Raw genomic sequence first — 18,469 nt, forward strand, 5'->3', positions numbered from 1 at the left:
CGGGTGAGCAGCCACGCCGCCGGCAACCCACAACGTTGCGGGGTCCCTGGCGCAACGTTGCGGGGTCCCTGGCGGGCCGTTGCGGGGTCCCTGGCGCACCGTTGCGGGGTCCCTGGCGCACCGTTGCGGGGTCCCTGGCGGGCCGTTGCGGGGTCTCGGGTCAGATCCCGAAGGCGTCGAGGAGCGCGTCCTGCGGTTCGGCCAGGACGTACTCGCGGAAGAGCCGCACCTGCTGGGGCTCCCCCACGATCTTGGGCCACACGAGCCCGATCTCGCGCACCGCACCCGCGTCCTCGAGCACGACCTCGACCCACCCGAGCTCGCGCGCGTGCACGGCCGAGTGCGTCGCGCGCGACGGCGGAACGAGCGCGACGCCGAGTCCCGCACTCACGAGACCGAGCAGCGTGCGGGAGTCCTGCCCCTGGAACGCGATGTGCGGCCGCACGCCAGCCTCCCGGAACAGCCGGTCCATGATGCTGCGCATGCCGTAGCCGCGCTCGAGCACCACGAACGGCTCCCCGGCCGCCTCCTCGAAGCGCACGGATCTGCGGCCGGCGAGCCAGTGCCCCGCTGGCACGGCGAGGCGGAGCGGCTGTACCGAGAGGGTCGCCGCATCCAGCTGCCGTCCCGGTGCGGGCACGGGCGAGACGATGCTGAGGTCCACGTCCCCCGCCGCCAGGACGTCGAGGCACCGCTGCCGGGACCCCTGGATGAGCTCGAAGCGAACGTCGGGATGTGCGCGCCGGAAGCCGCGGATGAGCGCGGGGACGGCCGCCTCGCCGAAGGTCATCTGGAAGCTCAGGCGGACGACGCCGCGCGCCTCCTGCCGCCGCTCGTGCAGTTCGTCGAGGGCCGCCTGAAGATTCTGGAGCGCGGCGCTCACCGCGGGCAGGAGCTGCTCCGCGGCGGGGGTCAGGCGAATGCCGCGCCCCTCTTTCCGCACGAGCTCGGTGCCGACGACGGCGGCCGCCCGGGCGAGCGCGCGGCTCACCGTGGGCTGGGGCACACCGAGCAGGTCTGCCGCGGCCGTGACGTGCCGGGTCTGGCCGACGGCGTCGAGCACGGGCAGGAGCGGGAGCAGCCGCCCGAGTTCGCCGTGGAGCGCTTGGACGCGGCCCTGCACCGGAGTTTCCTGCACCGGGGTTTCACTCATACATTTATGATATCTTTCCAACTTCATAATGCATTGGACGCATAGATCACGCAGTCCTAGCGTGGAGACGTGCCCACCGCTGCAACTCCCGCCTCCACCACCACCTCCGCCACGGCCTGGACCGGCCACGCGAAGGGAAGCCCCGCGTACCGCCGCCTCCTCGCGGCGCTCGCGTTCGCAGGCGTCGCGACGTTTGCGCAGCTCTACTCGACGCAGGCCCTCCTGCCCGGCCTCGCGGCCGACCTCCACATTGACGCCGCGCAGGCGGCCCTCACGGTCTCGCTCGCGACGCTCGGCCTCGCCGCCGCGGTGATCCCGTGGTCCTTCGCGGCGGATCGCATCGGCCGCGTCCCGGCCATGACCGTGGGGGTGGCCGCCGCAACCGTCCTCGGCCTCGTGGCCCCGCTCGCCCCGGGCATCGGCGTTCTCCTGGTGCTGCGCTCCCTCGAAGGCGTCGCGCTTGGCGCCGTGCCCGCGCTCGCGGTCGCGTACCTCACGGAGGAGGTCGACAAGGCGCATGCGGCCCTCGGTGCGGGTACGTATGTCGCAGGAACAACAGTCGGCGGCCTCCTCGGCCGCCTCGTGGCAGGACCGCTCTCCGACCTGTGGGGCTGGCGGGCAGCGATCTTCGCCGTCTCAGTGCTGGGCGCCGTCGCGGCCGCTGCGTTCGTGGTGCTCGCTCCAAGGCAGCGCGGCTTCGTGGCGCTGCGGGACCGGGATCGCGACGGCGCTGCGCGCGGCCTGCGCCGCGGGGTCGCCGACGCGGGGCGGCAGCTGGGGGCCCAGCTCCGCAACCGCCGCCTCCTGGCCCTGTACGTCCAGGCATTCACCCTCATGGGCGGCTTCGTGGCGATCTACAACTTCTTGGGCTTCCGGCTCGAGCTGCCGCCCTTCGTGCTCCCAGCGGCCGTCACGAGCCTGCCCTTCCTCGCCTACCTGTCCGGGACGTTCTCCTCCGGCTACGCTGCCCGGCTCAGCGAGCGGTACGGTCGGGGCCGGGTCATGGTCGCGAGCACGGCACTCATGGCGGCCGGCGCCCTGCTCACGGTTGTCGACTGGCTGCCCGCCATCCTCGTGGGGCTCGTGGCCCTCACGGCAGGTTTCTTCGCCGCCCACGGGCTCGGCTCGGGGTGGACCGGGGCACTCGCCACGACGGGCCGAGCTCAGGCCGCGTCGCTCTACAACCTCGGGTACTACGCCGGCTCGAGCCTTCTCGGCTGGCTCGGGGGAATCGTCTTCCAGTCGTTCGGGTGGGCGTGGCTCGCTGGCGGGGTCGCCGCGCTTGCCCTCGGAACGGCGGCCTTCGCCGCCGTCGCCCATCCCGCGACGGGCCTAGGCGTCGCGAACGGGCCGGCGTCCCCGGCCCGGTAGGATGGGCTGGCCGCCCGTCAGGCCCGCAGGAGGGAGTCATCGTGGCCATGGCCGAACCGCTCGACGACGTTGACCGCCGCATCCTCGCGGCCCTCGTCGAAGATGCCCGCATCACCAACAAGCAGCTCGCGGAACTCGTAGGGATTGCGCCCTCCACGGCGCTCATGCGGACGCGCTCCCTCGGCGAGCGCGGAATCATCACGGGCTACGAGGCGAAGGTGAACCTCAACGCCGTGGGCCGGAGCATCCAGGCCCTCATCTCAGTTCGCCTCCGGGCCCACGACCGGGACCAGATCGACGCGTTCACGGCGCGGGTCCCCCAGCTCCCGGGCGTGCTCGCGACGTTCCACACCTCGGGTGCGATCGACTATCTCCTGCACATCGCCGTCGGCAGCACCGAGGAGCTGCGCGACTGGCTGCTCGACAACCTCACGACGGATCCCGTCGTCGGCCACACGGAGACGACAATCGTGTTCGAGCAGATTCCGGGACGGGGCCCGCTGCCCGAGTAGCCCGACGCGGAGCCCCGAAGACCGCGAGGATCCCAGCCGCCACGGCGCACCCGGCCGTGAAGACGGCCGACGCCGTCGGCAGCCCGACAGCGCCCGCGAGCGCGCCCACGCCGATCACCGGGACGGCGCTCCCGAGATAGGTCACGACGTAGAGCCCGCTCACCGCCTGCGCGTGCCGTTCGGGCGCGACAGCGGTCGCAAGCCCGTCGAAGAGCTCACGGAACGCCATGCCCTGGCCCACACCCGCCGCCACGATCGCGACGACGAGCAGCACGGCATGCCCGGAGGACGCGGCCCAGCCCGCCCCGAGCGTGCCCGCCCCGAGCAGCGCGAGCCCGATGCGCACGATCCGCCCCGCGGTCCGGGGCGAGCGCTGCGCAGATCCTCGGCCGGCGAGCTGGACGGCTGCCGAGGCCGCGAGGACGAGGCCCGCGAGTGCGCCGATCGCCGGGAGCGACGTGATCCCGAGGGTCGCGGCGAGGTAGCCCGGCGCGAGCGAGAGGAAGTAGCCGAAGACGGCGAAGCTCAGGAAGCCCACGGCGGCAGCGCGCCAGAACGCGCCGCGCGCAGAGCGCTGCCCGACCCCGAAGCCGCGGGGCGCGAGGAGGCGGGAGCGCGACGTGTCGACGGCGGGACGGATGGCTGGGCGGGCCTTGATGAGCACGAGCGGCGCGAGCAGGAGCGCGAGCACCACGCCGCACGCCAGGAAGGGGACCTCGGTGGGCACCGGACCGACTGCGAGGGCCCCGCCCACGAGAGGACCGAGCGCTACCCCGCCGGAGCTCGAGAGCAGCGTAAAGCGCGAGGCCCAGCCCACGCGGTTTGGCAGGAGCTCGCGGAGCGCCGCCGAACTCGCGCCCGTGGCGAGTGCCACGGCCGCTCCGTGCAGCGCACGCCCGACGCACAGCGCGAGGAGGCTGCCCGCCATCGCGAACACGGTGACCCCCGCGATGCCGAGGACGACCGCAAGAGTGAGGGCCGCGCGTCGTCCGATGTGATCGGACCAGTGGCCCGCGACAAGGAGGACGGCGATCAGACTCACCACATAGCTCGCGAACGCGATCGAGATCCCGAGGCTCCCAAGGCCCAGCCGCTGCGACAGCCCGGGGTAGAGCGGGGTCGCGAGGTTGGCGCCGACAAGGAGCACGAAGAGCGTGCCACCGCTGAGCGCGAGGCGCATGGTGCGCGAGGCGTCCCAGCCCTTGGCGACGAAACGGCCCGACATGGCGGGCTCGGCGGCGGGGCGCATGCGGAGCTCAGCGAAGAGGGACATGCCGCCATTTTGAGGCATCTTGACCTTTGCGCTCAGTTCTTGTTTCATCAACTGATCCAGATGATCAGAATGCTCTAGCCAAACTGCCAAGGAGTGACCATTGAGCGCGCTCGACGTGTTGGACACCAAGCTCGTCCTCGCCCTCGTCGAGGATCCGCGGGCCCAGATCGCGGAGCTCGCCGAGCGGCTTGGCGTGGCGCGCAACACAGTGCAGTCGCGGCTCAAGCGCCTCCAGCGCGCCGAGGTGCTGCGCGGCGGCGGCCGCGAGGTGAACCTCGAGGCGCTCGGCTACGACGTCGTGGCGTTCATGACGCTCGAGGTGGTCCACCGGGATCTGGACGCGGTCGTCGCGGGATTGCGCCGCATCGCCGCGATCCTCGAGGTCCACGAGATCTCAGGACGCGGGGACATCTGGTGCCGCCTCGCGGCGTCCGACACGCACGAGCTCCAGGCCGCCCTCCGGAGCGTCCTGCGCATCCGCGGCGTGATCCGCTCGGAGACCGTGCTGGCGCTCCACACGCACATTGCGTACCGCGCCGAGGCTATCCTGCGCCGCTCGATCGAGGCGGCCGGCCAACCGGCTCCCCGAGATCCCGAGCAATAATGGCCCGGTGATCATCGACAACGCCGTCAATGTCGAAGGCCGCCGCGCCGGCTGGTCCGCCAGCCGAGTCCTCGTTCCCGGCACCGCCGCGCAGCTCGGCGCCTTCGGGCTCTTCGCGCCCGCGGCGGGCGCCGCCGTCGTGCTTCCCGCAGGCAACGCCGGGATGCGCGCCCTCGCCGCCGACCGCGAACTGCTGTGGCTCACGTTCGTTGACGTCGCCCGGGCAGCGGCCGACGGCGCCGACTGGGCCAGCCTCGCGCCTCGCCACGCCCTGTGGGTCGTCAGCGGTGTGCCGGTGCTCGCGGTCGCGCCCCGACAAGCGGCCGAGGCGTTCCGCAGCCTCGCCGAGACACTGCGCGCCGCTGACGTGCCGCTCTTCGTCGTTGCCCTCGCCGACCCGGGCCCGCTCCCCGAGGCCCTCCCCGTCGAGACGGCCGACGACGGCGGCCTGCCGCCTGCCGATCTCGGAACCTGAGCCGCGGCCGAACTCGCGGCCGGCGTGACACCGTGGCCGCCGGAAAGCAGAACGCCCCCGGTCATCCGACCGGGGGCGTTCTGTTGCCATGAAAATGAAGGCAAATAATGTGGAGCCTAGGGGATTTGAACCCCTGACCTCTTCGATGCGAACGAAGCGCTCTACCAACTGAGCTAAGACCCCGTGCTGCTTGGTGCGGGTTCAACCTTACTGGGCTGAGAGGCTCAAGACAAATTGGATGGACCCTCCTGGAGCTCGGCTAACCACTGCCCGAAGGTGATGGTTCCGAAGCCCGATCCGGGCGCAATATTGCGGCCCTCGGAGAAGTAGCGGCCCACGTTTCCTGGCACCGGGAATTCGAGGATTCGCGCGTGGGAACCGGTCGCTTCGCGCCATTGCTCGGCGAACTCCCGCAGGGGCCGGATCTCAGGGCCGCTCACCGTCCGAAGCGAGTGTCCCGAGAACTCCTCGGACGCCGCGTCCACGAGGGCGCGGGCGGCGTCCCGCACGTCGATCGGCTGGAGCCGCGCCGAACGCACTGAGGGGACAATCCGGAGCTGCTGCGTCGAGCGGAAGATCGAGTCCACGAGCGAATGGAACTGCGAGGCGCGGACGATCGCGGTGGGCAGCTTCGCTTCGGCGTACACGCGCTCCTTCTGGGCCTTCGAACGGTAGTAGCCGAGGGGCAGCTCGTCGCACTGCGCGATCGAGAGCATGACGGCGCGCTTGACGCCCGAGCCCTTCGACGCCGCGAGCAGACGCTCGCCTGCTTCGGCGAAGCGCTTCTGTTCCTTTCCTCTACGGCCCTCGAGGGCGTCAACCACGACGTCGACCCCGTCGAGGGCGGCCGCAAGCCCCTCGCCCGTCGCCGCGTCCGCCGACACGTAGACGACGCCGTCGAGCGCCTGGCCGGATGGGGGCACACGACGACTGAGCGAGCGAACTTCGAAGCCGCGCGCGAGCGCTTCGCGAACCACGGCCGAGCCCGCTTGACCTGTACCGCCTGCGACCAGGAGAACCGTCATGACCCGAGCCTAGCCCGAGCTCGATGGCGACCGGGAACCGATCGCGCGCCGCGACTACGCGCGCCGGCGCTGGAGCACGGCGTCGAGATTCCCGAGCGCGCCACGGGCCGCGGGGCGCGCGGCAGGGACGGTCGGAATGCCGGGCGCCGGAGCGGAGTCCGGCTTGGGCTTGAGCGTTACCTTGCCGGCTGGCTTGAGCTGCTCGGGGGCCTCGAGCGGCTCGGGAGCGTCGCGCTCCGCCTTCGCCGACTCGACGTAGGACGGCTTCGGGAGATCGACAGGCTTCCACTCCGGGCCGCGCTCGGCGCCGTCCCGGCCGTCGGCGTCGGCGGCTGCCTCCTGCGCGGCGCGCGCCACCTCGAGCGCGGCGGCGCGCAGCTGCTCGCGGCTCAGGGGCGTGGGGACCGGCTCGGGCTCGGGGCGGTGGTCGAAGACCTCGGTTGCTGTGTTGCGAAAGGGTGCGGCCTCCGCGGGGCCGGCTTCGCGCGCGGTGTTCACCGCCGGTCGTGCCGCAGCGCTCGCCCGGCGACGGCGGTCGCCGAGGGCGAGCTGGCGGAGGATGACGACGCTCGACACCGTGAGCGCGAGCCCGCCGAGCGGGAGCCAGACAAGGACCAGACCGATCCCAGCGAGCACCCCGGAGACGAGGGCGACGAGCAGCCCGGCGAGGCCGAGTCCCGCGAGAGCGCAACGGCCCCACCGGATTCGGAAGGCGGCTGGAGCTTCGGTCCGGGTCGTCACGGGCTTCCCCTCCTCGGGGGATTTGCTGGCAGGAGGCGGGGCGAGGGGACGGGCGGGCCTCTCCTCGCTCGAGTCCGCCCGCCGCGCCGGAGCGGAGGCGGGAGGCTCTGCGCCGCCGTCGGCCTCGGCGAGGAGGATCCCCGTCTCGGCGGCCGGTCGCAGGCGGTGCAGCTTGAACTGTGCCATCCACAGCAGCCAGAGGAGCACGGCCGCGCCGAGCACCGCTGAGCTGCTGAGAGTGAAGTCCATAGCAAAACCGTAGGAGGAGAGCCGCTCGGCCGGCCGGATTGCGCCCGGTGTGTCGCCAGACTAGGCCCTGGAGGCGAGCCAGCGAGCCGTGAGGCCCTCAGGCACTTCCTCCGCAGTGAGCGCGAAGGACTCGTGGTCCGCCCACGCCCCCGCGATGTGCAGATAGCGCGGGCGAAGGCCCTCGTAGCGGAAGCCGAGCTTCTCGACGACGCGGAGGCTCGGGCTGTTCTCCGGCCTGATGTTGATCTCCATCCGGTGCAGTCCGAGAGTGAAGAAGCAATGGTCGGTCGCGAGCGCGACGGCGGTCGGCGCGATTCCCCGGCCCGCATGCTCGTGGTCGACCCAGTAGCCGAGGGTGGCCATGAGCGCCGACCCCCACACGATCGAGGACACGGTGAGCTGCCCGACGATCGGCGGCTTGCGCACCCCTTGGTCGGCGAGGGTGATGACGAACGGGAGGGCCGAGCCTTCGTGGGCCTGCTGGGTGAGCGCGCGGACCATCTGCCGGAACGTCGGGAGGCTACCGCCAGGCTGGGGATTCGACGCCTCCCACGGCGCGAGCCACTCGGCGTTCTTGGCCCGCAGCTCCATCCACTCGAGGCGATCCGAATGGCGGATCGGGCGTAGACCAATGCCACCGGACTCGAGCGAGACCGGCCAGCTGCCCGGCCCCCACATGGTCGTCAGACGCTCGTGACCATCAGACGGTCGCGGCAGGTTCGCCCGCGCCGTCGACCACGAAGTCGCGCAGCCACGAGCGAAGGTCTTCGCCGAACTCCTCGCGCCCGCAGGCCAGAGTCACGACGGCCTTGAGGTAGCTGAGCTTGTCCCCGGTGTCGTAACGGCGGCCGCGGAACACCACACCGTACACCCCGCCGCCCTCGCCATCACGGGCCGCGAGGGTCTGCAGCGCATCCGTGAGCTGGATCTCCCCACCCCGCCCCGGACCCGTCTCGTGCAGCACATCGAACACCGCCGGATGCAGCACATACCGGCCGATGATCGCCAGATTCGACGGCGCATCCTCCGGCGCCGGCTTCTCCACCAGCCCATGAACCTGGACGAACGACTCGCCCTCCACCGCCGTCACATCCGCCGAACCATACGCCGAGATCGCCTCCCGCGGCACCTCCATCAGCGCCACCACCGAACCGCCCGTGGCCTGCTGGACCCGGATCATCTCCGCCAGCAGCTCATCACGCTCGTCGATCAGGTCATCGCCCAGCAGCACCGCGAACGGCTCGTCCCCCACATGCCGCTGCGCGCACAGCACCGCATGCCCCAGACCCTTCGGATCGCCCTGGCGCACATAGTGGATATCGCCCAGATTGCTCGACTCCTGGATCGCCGCAAGCTTCTTCTCATCGCCCTTGCGCTCCAACGCAGCCTCAAGCGACGGAACCCGATCGAAATGATCCTCCAGAGCCCGCTTGTTACGCCCCGTGATCATGAGGATGTCATCGAGCCCCACAGAGACAGCTTCCTCGACCACGTATTGAATGGCGGGCTTGTCCACGACGGGGAGCATTTCCTTGGGCATGGCCTTCGTCACTGGCAAGAACCGGGTACCGAGCCCGGCTACAGGGATGACGGCTTTCCTGACTGGCTTCGTGGTCGACACGCTGCTCACTCTATACGACGTTACCGGCGCCGGAGTGGGCTCCGACCGCTTCGCGACTAGGCTCGGACCGTGGAGAGTGCAGCGGAACGCAAGGCGAGCCTGCGCGCCGAAGTCTGGCGGCGCCGTCGTGCGATGAGCCCCGAGGAGCGCGCGGTGGCCGCCGCCCTCATCGCGACACACGGCCTCGAATGGGCCGCCTCGACGGTGCCCGCGCGAGGCACGCTCACGGCTTACCTCGGGGTGGGGGCAGAGCCTCCGACGCTCGCCCTGATCGGGCTCCTCGTCGAGGACGGCTTCCACGTCCTTCTGCCGATCTGCGAGCCCGAGCGGCAGCTCTCGTGGGTCGAGTGGCACCCGGACGCCGAGTACGCCCGGAGCCGGTATGCGCCCATCCAGGAGCCTGTCGGCCCGCGCCTCGACGCCCGAGCCGTGCGGACGGGCGCCGCGGGCCGGCCCCCTCTCTCCGCCGTGCTCCTGCCCGCGACGGCCGTCGACGCCGAGGGCCGCAGGATCGGTCAGGGCGGCGGCTACTACGACCGCTTCCTCGCACGCATGGACGACGGCGGCGCGCCCCTCGCGACCGCGGCGATCGTGTACGACGGCGAAGTCCTCGCCTCGGGCGGCCTGCCCGAGGAAGCCTTTGACCGGCACGTCGGCGCAGCGCTCACGCCGAGCGGCCTGCTCCGGCTCGGCCCCCGCGGGGAATAGCCGGAAACCGCCACCTGTTAGAATTGGCACTCGGGGTCAACGACTGCTAAGTCCCCTCGTACTGCAAGGAGCGCCCGTGCCGACCTACGCCTACGCCTGCAAAGACTGCGGACATGCCTTCGACATCGTCCAGTCCTTCAACGACGACTCCCTCACCGTGTGCCCCGAGTGCGGTGGCAGCCTGCGGAAGAAGTTCAACAGCGTAGGCGTCGTCTTCAAGGGCAGCGGCTTCTACCGCACCGATTCGCGCAGCTCGAGCACCGTTCCGGCGGGCTCGTCGTCGAACGGCTCGGGTTCGGGCTCCTCGGGCGACGGTTCGTCCTCGAACGCGGCTCCAGCAGCTGCCCCCGCAGCGCCCGCCCCCGCGGCCGCTGGCTCGGCCGCAAAGTAGCGCCTCTTCTCCCCCCACAGATTCTTTTCGGCGCCCCTGTCCACATAGGGCTCCGTGCCACCGGTCTTGACCGACAGGGACGCCTAGCGTCGGGGCATGTCGCCCTTCCAGTCCCGCCAACGGCCTGCGTCGGCGCGCCCGCGCGAGGCGGCCGCTAGCGGTCACAGACCCTGGGGAAGCCAGCGCCGCCCGTGGCTTGTGCGCTTTGTCGAGCGCCGCCGACGGTCGATCGCCGCGGCACTGCTGTGTGGCGCGACCGCCGCCGCGGTCTACCAGGTCACCCCTCCCACCTCCCCCACGGCGGCCGCAGTCGTCGCCGCAGTCGACCTTCCGGCGGGGGCAACCCTCGACGCCGGGCAGCTACGGGTGGCCCAGCTGTCCCCCGAGGCACTTCCCGAGGGTGCCGCCACGCGAATCGACGCCGTAGCCGGCCAGAAGCTCACGGGACCGATGCGACGGGGAGAGGTTCTCACTGACGCGGCCCTCGCAGGTCCGGGGCTTCTCGCAGGCACCCCGGCAGGGACGGTCGCCGTGCCCGTGCGCGTCGCGGACCCCGGCTCGCTCCAGCTCGTGCGGACGGGTCAGGACATCGACATCGTCGTCAACGAGGAGACGGGCCGGGAGGGCCCGCGGTCCGCCACGGTCGCGAGCGCCGTGACCGTGCTGTGGACCGGTCAGGCCGCCGGGGCCGCCGGAGGCTGGCTCGGGACGGCCAAGGACTCGGAGGGACTGCTCGTTGTCGCGTCCCGCCCCGCCGACGCCCAGCAACTCGCCGGAGCATCGGCGCGCGGGAAAGTGTTCTTCGTGCTCGTCGACGCGAGGCGGCCCTGATGCCGCGCCGGGGTCAGCCCCAGTGCGGAGGCCTCTGGTCGCGAAGCCACCCATCCCGATCACGGTCGGCATCCGCGTCGCCCCACGAACGCGGGTCGTCCTCTGCCGCACGCCGAGGGATGAGCGGAGCCACGTCCGGATCCGACGCGCTACCGGTCGCGCGCAGGGCTCGCCTGCCGCGATCGGTGCCGCCCTCGACGCCACTTTCGGTTTCGCTTCCGACTGTGGCGCCCGGGCGGGCGTCGCGCGCCGCGTCGGGCATGGGGCGCACCGGCGGGGCGGGCTGCGGCGACTGCTCGCCGTCGCTGCCCGTCGCGGGGCTCGTCACCCGACGGTGGGAGCTGAGATGATCGCGTGCGGCCACGGGGGACGCCTCCTGGAACTGCTCGGGATGGGTCTGAACGCCATCGGTGTCGTCGACACGGCCCCGGCCGCGGTCCGCGCCGCCAGCCGTCTCTGCCGGCTGCGGGCTCGGCGCCCCGCCGCGAGACGTGTCTGCTGGCCGCGGGGTCAGGGCGTCCGGAAGGGTCTGCCTAGCCCTTCTCGGCGCTTCGGTTGCGCCGCCGCGGCGGTCCTGCTCAGGCTGGGGGCTCTCGCGCGGGCCACTCAGGAAGCCCGCACCGCCCACGCCCTCCTCGGTCTGCCCGTCGAGGCCGAGCACGTCGGCGATCATGTCGGCGGAGGTGCCCGGATCGGTGAAGACCTCGATCGTCCAGAGCGTGATGTAGCGCCAGCCCATTCGCTCGAGGAGCTCGGGGCGCTGGCGAGTCCGCTCGCGGACGCTCAGCTCGCGGTAGCGCTTCGTGCCGTCGGATTCGACCGCGACTGGAATGCTCAGTTCGGGCTCGTCGCGGGACATTGTCAGAAGCGGATCGACGGCGGCCGCCATGTCGATCGCCCCGTCGTAGTGGTGCCAGACGCGGGCACCACGGGACGCGAGGCGGTCCCCGAGGTCCGTCACGAGGGGATCCGCGCCGAGGGACTCGGTGCTGGCGGCGGCACGCGTCGCCCTCGTTCCGAGGCCGGTGCGCCCAGCGAGCTCGCGCTCGAGGAGCTCGTAGAAGTCGGCAGCGCCCTCCCCGAGGCGCGTCACGTCCAGCTCTCCGGGCTGGAAGCAGCTCAGCACATGCATCGAATACCGAGCCCGGCTCATGGCGAGGGCAAAGCGACGGCGCCCGCCTTGTTCGGTCAGAGGGCCGAAGTGGTGCATGGCGCGGCCGTGCGGCGTCCGGCCGTACCCGAGGGAGAAGATGACGTGGTCCCGGACCAGGCCGCCGGCACGGTCGACGGGAACCACGCGGAATGGCTCCTCGACGCGGCCGAAGAACTCCTTCGTCTCCGTATGGTTGGCCATCTGCAGGCGGATGGCCTCTCCAACCCGGGCGGCGTGCTGTGCGCTCGCCGTGACGACCGCAAGCGACGCGTTGGGCCGCTGGGCTGCGTGCTCGAACACGAGGTCAACCACGCGGTTCACCTCAGCCGCCGTCGACTCGACGTTGCCATCGTGACCTGCAGGGAGCCCCGTCCCGTCAGGGAGGTACTCGACGACGAGCGCACGGTCCAGCCCTGTGACCGACTGGCCATCGGGGAGACGGTTGAGTGTGCCGTGGTAGAAACGCTGGCTCAGCTGGAGCCCGAGGTCCTCGTCGACGCCCCGGTACACCGTCTTGAGGTGCATCGTTGGGAGCACCTTGGAGAGCGCGTCGAGGGCGCTCTCGGTCGAGTCGTCAGGGTGCCGCTGCCCCATTCCGACGCCGACGGTGAAAGGCTTCGGATTGCCCACGTGACCGTCGCCGAACGCCACGACCTGGCGCGCGCGGGCGATGGCGGGAAGCGCTGCCCGGACCGGCAGGGAATCCGCGTCGAGGATGACGACCGCGTCGAACCGACGCTGCGCAGGGGCCGCTGCGGCGAGCGTGTACGGGCTTGCGGTCCACACGGGCACGAGCGGCCGCACCAGACTACCCGCGTGGGACTCGAGGTTCGCGAGGCTGATCCGGCCGTCGCGCAGGAGGTTGCGAAGCGACTCCGCTTCCCGCGGCCGCTCCCCGATAGCGCGCTCCCACTCGCGGGCGAGCCTCCAGCGCAGCCGCGCTGGACCCGACTGGATGTGGGCGCGGTCGGCGCGCCGGAATTCGACCTCCGCCTGACGGAGCTGGCCCCCGTCAGACATCGCAAGGTAGTCGTCTCCGCTGATCATGGCCTCGAGGACCGACTGCCACCAGGCGAGCTCGAGCTCCGAGGCCACGACCTCGGGGACGGCTTCGCGCTCGGCAAGGTCGGCGAGCAGTTCGCCGAGGCCCCGCTCGCGCAGTTCGTCTTCGAGCAGCGTGCGCTCTGGAAGCGAACGCAGGGAGTCGGCGCTGTCGGCAAGGTCCTGAAGCCGCCCCTGGACGGCGACAACGGGTTCACTCACGAGGGAACCGCCCGCACGCGTGCGGGCGAGGATGGTACCGAGCCGCTTGAGCCCCTTGTGTACCGCGCGGTAGTCCTCGAGGAGGTCGGCGAGCCCGGACGGCACGGCCGGATGGCGCTGGGACACGGCGTAGTCGGACCACAGCGCCCTCTGCTCCTGGACCAGGATGAGCGAGTTGTGCAGATCGGCCAGATGGACGCCCGGCCTCACGTACTCCTTCGCGACCCGGCGCAGCCGCGAGCGCTGCATGGCCGGAATCTCAATTCCGCGCTCGCGCCGCCATGCCGACGAGCCGGTGGCGGCGATGAGGTCCGTCACCGGGCGGTCGAAGATGTCCGGCGTGAACTTGTCGAGGCTCTCGCGGACGGCGACGAGAAGCTCGATCTGCTGGCCCCACTCCTCGAGCGAGTCGCCGAGGCGGATCTCGGAGTACGAGGCAATCGTCGCCATGCGCTCGCGCAGGGCAGGCAGGTCCGAGACGAGCTCGTGCACGAGTTCCTGGGCGTCCTCGGTCTCCCGGCGCGTGAGCATGCGCGAGCCGTACCACGGGCTCTTCGTCGCCTCCCGGCTGAAGCTTCCGAGTTCCGCCGCGCGCTGCAGCCGCTCGGCGAGCTCGCGTCGCTCGCGGATGCTGTCAAGCACGCTTCGCTTGAGCCGCACGGTGGTGGCCGGGGAGGGCTGAATCGATGTGAGCCGGGCGAGGGACTGCATCGCCTCGTACGGCGAGCAGCCCCAGCGCTCGCGCACGTTATGGAGCGATTCAACATGTTCGATGAGCTGGTGCCGCCGCTGGGTCAGCACTCGATGCACCCCGTCGAGCCGGGGCTGCTCGGCCTTCTCGTTGCGGACGATCGCTCGAACCAGCTGCTGCTTGAGCTGGCCCGCGGAGAGCCCAGAACCAAGCTGGAGAAGCATCGATCCCAGACCGAGCTCCTCGCTGGTCCGGGCGAGCTCGACGAGGCTCGCCCGCCGCTCCGCGACGACGAGAACCGTGCGGCCCGCATCGACGAGGTTCGCGATGACGTTGACGGCGGTCTGGGTCTGGCCCGTCCCGGGCGGGGCCTCGACCACGAACGAATCGCCCGCGCGGGCGCTGTCGACGGCCAGCTGCTGGTCCCGATCGGCGTCGAGGACCAGGAGTTCATCGGCGGGCAAGCGCTCATCGATCGCCGCGAAGCGGGACGCATCGAGCGGGTCGGGGGCCACGTGCACGGCGCTCTTGGAGGCGGCGGCGAGCGAGGCGAGGACAGGAACTGCGGGCGTGATCGCGGGATCGTCGAGCGCGTTCTCGAGGTCGGCGAAAGTCGAGACGAGGAGCCGCGAATCGACGGTCGCGCCGGGAATCGGGCTCAGGAGGGATCGAACACGCTCGAGGACGGGGTGCGGGTCGAGCCGCGCAGTGCTGTAGGCCAGGCGCTCGACGACAGCGGGATCGATGTCGATGCGGTGGACCGATCGCAGATGCCGGACGAGTGCCGGGTTGAGATGGGCCTGCTCGTTGAGCTTGATCTCGAAGTCGTCCTGCTCGGCCCGGACAGTCAGCGCGATGCCCGCGAGCAGCACCGGTGCGGTCACGCGGCGGGGCTTGCCCCCGACCGCCGACGTCCAGGAGGCGACGCCTGCCGCGAGGTATCCGGCGTCGAGGCCCCGGTCGTTCGCGAGCTCATAGATCTTGGCCCGGAGATTGCGTGCGGCGCGGGCCGCGGAGGTGTAGTCCTGCCGCTCGCGGAGGAGGGTGGAGAGACGGGTTCGGCGGCCGGCCAGCAGCTGGGCCAGGCCGGAAGAGTTCGCGCCGGTCAGGTCGATGACGCCCTCGGGCGTCGGCGAGAAGCTCAGCATGGTGTCCGGTCCCGTGACAGCGGGCAGCGAGGAAAGCCACGCCTCGAGACGGGCTCCGTCGTCATGCATCGTCGGCTCTTGGGGCACGTCGGTGCTCTCCTCCGCGCCTTCCGGGGCGCTGCGTCGTTTGCCTGTGGACCTGATCGGCATAGCTTCGAGAGTAGCCGCTTACATGCCGAGGCCCCCGGCCGCAACGCAGCCGGGGGCCAAATCAGCGAGAGATCATTCCCATTCGATGGTTCCCGGGGGCTTGCTCGTCACGTCGAGCACCACCCGGTTGACTCCGTCGACCTCGTTCGTGATCCGATTCGAGATGCGGGCCACGAGGTCGAACGGGAGGCGGGACCAGTCGGCCGTCATCGCGTCTTCGCTCGAGACGGGGCGCAGCACGATCGGATGGCCGTAGGTCCGGCCGTCGCCCTGGACACCCACGCTGCGGACGTCGCCGAGGAGCACGACGGGCATCTGCCACACCTCGTCGTCGAGTCCGGCCGTCGTGAGCTCGTGGCGGGCGATCGCGTCGGCCTTGCGGAGAAGGGCAAGCCGCTCGCCTGTCACCTCGCCCACGATGCGGATGCCGAGTCCCGGTCCCGGGAATGGCTGGCGGCCCACGATCTCCGGCGGGAGGCCGAGCTGACGCCCCACAGCACGGACCTCGTCCTTGAACAGCGCGCGCAGCGGCTCGACGAGCTCGAAACGCATGTCCTCGGGCAGACCGCCCACGTTGTGATGGCTCTTGATGTTCGCGGCACCCTCGCCGCCGCCGGACTCGACGACGTCCGGGTAGAGCGTCCCCTGCACGAGGAAGCGGATCTGCTCACCCTCGGCCTTGGCCTTCTCGACGATGGCGCGCTCGGCCTCCTCGAAGGCGCGGATGAACTCGCGGCCGATGATCTTGCGCTTCTGCTCGGGATCCGTCACCCCGGCCAGCGCCGAAAGGAATCGCTCCTGCTCGTTCGCCACGTAGAGGTTGACGCCGGTCGCGGCCACGAAGTCACGCTCGACCTGCTCGGCCTCACCCTCGCGGAGGAGACCGTGATCGACGAAGACGCACGTGAGCTGGTCCCCGACCGCTCGCTGCACGAGGGCGGCCGCGACGGCCGAATCGACCCCGCCCGAGAGCCCGCAGATGACGCGCGCGTCACCGATCTGCTCGCGGATGCGGCCGACCTGCTCGTCGAGGATGTTGCCCGTGGTCCAATTGCGCTCGAGCCCGGCGACGCCGAACAGGAAGTTCTCGAGGACGGCCTGGCCAAACTCGGAGTGCTTGACCTCAGGGTGCCACTGCACGCCGCCGAGCGCGCGGTCGAGGTTCACGAACGCGGCAACGGGGGCGCCCGGAGTCGTCGCGAGCACCTCGAAGCCCTCCGGTGCAGCCTGCACCGAGTCGCCGTGGCTCATCCACGCGCTCTGCAGCACGGGGACGCCCGCGAGGATCGAGTGCGGCTCCCCCACGGCCGAAACCTGAGTCGCACCGTATTCGCGGAGCCCCGTGCGCGCCACGGTCCCGCCGAGCGCGTTGGCCATGGCCTGGAAGCCATAGCAGATCCCGAAGACGGGCACCCCCGCCTCGAACAGGTCGGCTCCGACGCTCGGGGCACCCTCCGCGTAGACGCTCGACGGGCCGCCCGAAAGGATGATGGCGGCCGGATTCTTGGCAAGGATCTGCTCGGTGGTCAGGCTGTGCGGAACAATCTCGGAGTAGACGTTCGCCTCACGGACCCGCCGCGCGATGAGCTGCGCGTACTGGGCACCGTAGTCGACCACCAGCACCGGCCTGTGGGCTGTCTGAGAGCCTGTGCTCTGGGATGCTGTTGTCACCCGTCAAGCCTACCGGAACCGCGACTCAGTACCGTTGGCCGGCGTCCGGGTGCGCGACGAGCTCGCGGTCCACCTCGGCGTGCATGCGGCGCTCGACGAAGAAGGACAGGAACGGCACGACGCCGCCCAGCGCCATGAGGATGAACCGCACGAACGGCCAGCGCATGAGCGACCACAGCCGGAAGTTGGAGATGAGGTACAGCACGTACATCCAGCCGTGCACGATGAGGATCGTGATCGAGACGTTGAAGCCGCCCACGACGCCAGCGGGATCGGCGTCGGCCAAGCCGAAACCGAAGGACTTTCCCGTGAACGCATCGGAGCCGCCCGCGAAGATGAACTTGCCGAAGCCGTAGCGAAGGATCATCTCGACACAGAGGAGCAGAAGCATCGAGCCCGTCGCGTAGGCCATGATCTTGTAGAAGCCGAGCGCCGAGCGGATCTGCGCGACGGTGCCGCCGAAGCGGCGCTGGGGCGTGCGCCCGGTGGCGGGCTTGGGGTCGATCACAGTGTTCCTCCGGTGTTGGATCGCAGGTCAGAAGAATCGGGATCAGCGGCGCTGGTCTCAGAGGCGCCGGCCTCGGCAGCGTCGGTCCCAGCGCGGCCGGTCCCAGCGCCGTCGATCTCGGCAGCGCCGACGGCCTCAGCTGCGGCGTCGGCCTCCGCCTCGAGCTGCCGCTCGTAGTCGTCGCGGACCAGCCGCCACCACAGGAAGACGGCGAAGCCCGCGAAGACGACCCATTCGATGGCATAGAAGATGTTGAGCCAGTTCACGGGCGCCGAGGCAGGCTGGGCGGCGATGTCGAGCGGCTTGAGCGACCCGTTGAGGGCCGCGGCTGCCTGATCGCCGGCGGGCGTGACCTCGTGCGTCGAGCTCACGAAGCCCGGGTAACTCTGGACGTCCCACGTGTTGATAAGTTCCGCGACCGAGACCATCGAGGCCTGCCCAGGTGCCGAGGTCTTGTCCTGCTGCGGCGCCTCCGAGGGCAGGAGACGGCCCGTGAGCTTCACGGCGCCCGACGGCGGGGGGCTGGCCTGGGAGCGGTCGGCGATCCAGCCACGCGCCACGGGAATCACGATCGTGTGGTCGCCGCCCACGGCAGGGGCGCCGTCGACCACGAACGCCGTGACGACCCACCAGCCGTGCTGACCGTCCAGAAGCCGGTTCGGGACCACGACCTGGCGGGATGCATCGAAGTGTCCGGTCGCCGTCACCATCTGATCGGCGGCGGACGCGGGGAAGGGCCGGCCGGGTGTCAGCGTGGCGACGAGGGGCTGGGGGTTCTCGGTCGTCGTCACGACGGGCGGGGCGTCGGAAGTCGACCGCGAGAACTGCCATTGGCTCAAGAGCACGAAGACGCCCGAGACCGCGAGCGCGGCGACGAGCGCCAAGAGCCAGCGGGGCTTGAGGGCGGTTCGGAGCACCCTTCAACGGTACT

The 18,469-nt window shown here is 70.9% G+C and carries 17 protein-coding genes and 1 tRNA gene; 7 read left to right on the forward strand and 11 right to left on the reverse strand.

What is annotated here, in order from left to right; translation table 11 throughout:
* Positions 1-160: 160 nt before the first annotated feature.
* A complete protein-coding gene (locus tag E6A26_RS14580) occupies positions 161-1,153 on the reverse strand; it encodes a LysR substrate-binding domain-containing protein (protein WP_136611931.1) in 993 nt (330 codons plus the stop codon).
* Between the two features lie 69 nt (positions 1,154-1,222).
* On the opposite strand from E6A26_RS14580, the gene E6A26_RS14585 reads away from it, so the two are divergent.
* Together E6A26_RS14585 and E6A26_RS14590 are read left to right on the forward strand one after the other, a co-directional pair.
* Complete coding sequence (locus E6A26_RS14585) at positions 1,223-2,524, forward strand: MFS transporter (protein WP_136611932.1); 1,302 nt, start codon at positions 1,223-1,225, stop codon at positions 2,522-2,524.
* Between the two features lie 47 nt (positions 2,525-2,571).
* Positions 2,572-3,036, forward strand: coding sequence for an Lrp/AsnC family transcriptional regulator (locus E6A26_RS14590; RefSeq protein WP_136611984.1), 465 nt, complete (start codon positions 2,572-2,574; stop codon positions 3,034-3,036).
* On the opposite strand, the gene E6A26_RS14595 is transcribed toward E6A26_RS14590, so the two are convergent.
* On the reverse strand, positions 2,954-4,309 hold the full coding sequence (locus tag E6A26_RS14595; RefSeq protein ID WP_136611933.1) for an MFS transporter: 1,356 nt from the start codon (positions 4,307-4,309) through the stop codon (positions 2,954-2,956). The genes E6A26_RS14590 and E6A26_RS14595 overlap by 83 nt on opposite strands.
* 100 nt (positions 4,310-4,409) lie before the next feature.
* On the opposite strand from E6A26_RS14595, the gene E6A26_RS14600 reads away from it, so the two are divergent.
* Positions 4,410-4,913 carry an Lrp/AsnC family transcriptional regulator gene (locus tag E6A26_RS14600; protein WP_136611934.1) on the forward strand — a complete coding sequence of 168 codons (504 nt, stop codon included), beginning with the start codon at positions 4,410-4,412 and terminating at the stop codon, positions 4,911-4,913.
* Positions 4,914-4,920: 7 nt separating this feature from the next.
* Complete coding sequence (locus tag E6A26_RS14605; protein ID WP_136611935.1) at positions 4,921-5,388, forward strand: P-loop NTPase family protein; 468 nt, start codon at positions 4,921-4,923, stop codon at positions 5,386-5,388.
* Between the two features lie 110 nt (positions 5,389-5,498).
* Here E6A26_RS14605 and E6A26_RS14610 read toward each other — a convergent pair.
* From E6A26_RS14610 to galU, 5 genes are all read right to left on the reverse strand, one after another.
* Positions 5,499-5,571: transfer RNA gene (locus E6A26_RS14610), tRNA-Ala, on the reverse strand.
* Positions 5,572-5,612: 41 nt separating this feature from the next.
* Positions 5,613-6,413 (reverse strand): SDR family oxidoreductase, encoded by an 801-nt coding sequence (locus E6A26_RS14615; protein WP_136611936.1) that lies wholly within the window; start codon positions 6,411-6,413, stop codon positions 5,613-5,615.
* Positions 6,414-6,467: 54 nt separating this feature from the next.
* Positions 6,468-7,403, reverse strand: coding sequence for a hypothetical protein (locus tag E6A26_RS14620; RefSeq protein ID WP_136611937.1), 936 nt, complete (start codon positions 7,401-7,403; stop codon positions 6,468-6,470).
* A gap of 60 nt (positions 7,404-7,463) precedes the next feature.
* Positions 7,464-8,081: a GNAT family N-acetyltransferase gene (locus E6A26_RS14625; protein WP_136611938.1), complete on the reverse strand. Its 618-nt coding sequence runs from the start codon at positions 8,079-8,081 to the stop codon at positions 7,464-7,466.
* 22 nt (positions 8,082-8,103) lie between these two features.
* On the reverse strand, positions 8,104-9,024 hold the full coding sequence (galU, locus tag E6A26_RS14630) for a UTP--glucose-1-phosphate uridylyltransferase GalU (protein ID WP_136611939.1): 921 nt from the start codon (positions 9,022-9,024) through the stop codon (positions 8,104-8,106).
* Between the two features lie 69 nt (positions 9,025-9,093).
* Between galU and E6A26_RS14635 the strand changes: the two genes are divergently transcribed.
* The 3 genes from E6A26_RS14635 to E6A26_RS14645 all read left to right on the forward strand — a co-directional run bounded on the left by E6A26_RS14635 (position 9,094) and on the right by E6A26_RS14645 (position 10,954).
* Positions 9,094-9,732, forward strand: a complete 639-nt coding sequence (locus E6A26_RS14635; RefSeq protein WP_234865536.1) for a 5-formyltetrahydrofolate cyclo-ligase — start codon at positions 9,094-9,096, stop codon at positions 9,730-9,732.
* A 76-nt stretch (positions 9,733-9,808) separates the two neighbouring features.
* A complete protein-coding gene (locus tag E6A26_RS14640; protein WP_136611940.1) occupies positions 9,809-10,123 on the forward strand; it encodes an FmdB family zinc ribbon protein in 315 nt (104 codons plus the stop codon).
* A 96-nt stretch (positions 10,124-10,219) separates the two neighbouring features.
* A complete protein-coding gene (locus E6A26_RS14645; protein ID WP_136611941.1) occupies positions 10,220-10,954 on the forward strand; it encodes an RcpC/CpaB family pilus assembly protein in 735 nt (244 codons plus the stop codon).
* Between the two features lie 13 nt (positions 10,955-10,967).
* Here E6A26_RS14645 and E6A26_RS14650 read toward each other — a convergent pair whose 3' ends face one another.
* From E6A26_RS14650 to E6A26_RS14665, 4 genes are all read right to left on the reverse strand, one after another.
* The gene (locus E6A26_RS14650) at positions 10,968-15,359 is read right to left on the reverse strand and encodes a DUF4011 domain-containing protein (protein WP_407695391.1); all 4,392 of its coding nucleotides are present in this window, start codon (positions 15,357-15,359) and stop codon (positions 10,968-10,970) included.
* A gap of 72 nt (positions 15,360-15,431) precedes the next feature.
* Complete coding sequence (gene guaA / locus E6A26_RS14655) at positions 15,432-16,982, reverse strand: glutamine-hydrolyzing GMP synthase (protein ID WP_136611987.1); 1,551 nt, start codon at positions 16,980-16,982, stop codon at positions 15,432-15,434.
* Between the two features lie 73 nt (positions 16,983-17,055).
* Positions 17,056-17,538 carry a DUF3817 domain-containing protein gene (locus E6A26_RS14660; protein ID WP_136611942.1) on the reverse strand — a complete coding sequence of 161 codons (483 nt, stop codon included), beginning with the start codon at positions 17,536-17,538 and terminating at the stop codon, positions 17,056-17,058.
* Complete coding sequence (locus E6A26_RS14665; RefSeq protein ID WP_211129166.1) at positions 17,535-18,455, reverse strand: SURF1 family protein; 921 nt, start codon at positions 18,453-18,455, stop codon at positions 17,535-17,537. The genes E6A26_RS14660 and E6A26_RS14665 overlap by 4 nt, the downstream gene beginning before the upstream one ends.
* Positions 18,456-18,469 lie beyond the last annotated feature (14 nt).

Source organism: Sinomonas albida (genome assembly GCF_004919045.1).
Taxonomy (GTDB): domain Bacteria; phylum Actinomycetota; class Actinomycetes; order Actinomycetales; family Micrococcaceae; genus Sinomonas; species Sinomonas albida.

What these genes read in the sequence shown, in the direction of transcription:
- E6A26_RS14580 (WP_136611931.1), bottom strand. Translation starts at nt 1,153, where the DNA reads ATGAGTGAAACCCCGGTGCAGGAAACTCCGGTGCAGGGCCGCGTCCAA.
- E6A26_RS14590 (WP_136611984.1), top strand. Translation starts at nt 2,572, where the DNA reads ATGGCCGAACCGCTCGACGACGTTGACCGCCGCATCCTCGCGGCCCTC.
- E6A26_RS14595 (WP_136611933.1), bottom strand. Translation starts at nt 4,309, where the DNA reads ATGTCCCTCTTCGCTGAGCTCCGCATGCGCCCCGCCGCCGAGCCCGCC.
- E6A26_RS14615 (WP_136611936.1), bottom strand. Translation starts at nt 6,413, where the DNA reads ATGACGGTTCTCCTGGTCGCAGGCGGTACAGGTCAAGCGGGCTCGGCC.
- E6A26_RS14620 (WP_136611937.1), bottom strand. Translation starts at nt 7,403, where the DNA reads ATGGACTTCACTCTCAGCAGCTCAGCGGTGCTCGGCGCGGCCGTGCTC.
- E6A26_RS14625 (WP_136611938.1), bottom strand. Translation starts at nt 8,081, where the DNA reads ATGTGGGGGCCGGGCAGCTGGCCGGTCTCGCTCGAGTCCGGTGGCATT.
- E6A26_RS14645 (WP_136611941.1), top strand. Translation starts at nt 10,220, where the DNA reads ATGTCGCCCTTCCAGTCCCGCCAACGGCCTGCGTCGGCGCGCCCGCGC.
- E6A26_RS14650 (WP_407695391.1), bottom strand. Translation starts at nt 15,359, where the DNA reads ATGCCGATCAGGTCCACAGGCAAACGACGCAGCGCCCCGGAAGGCGCG.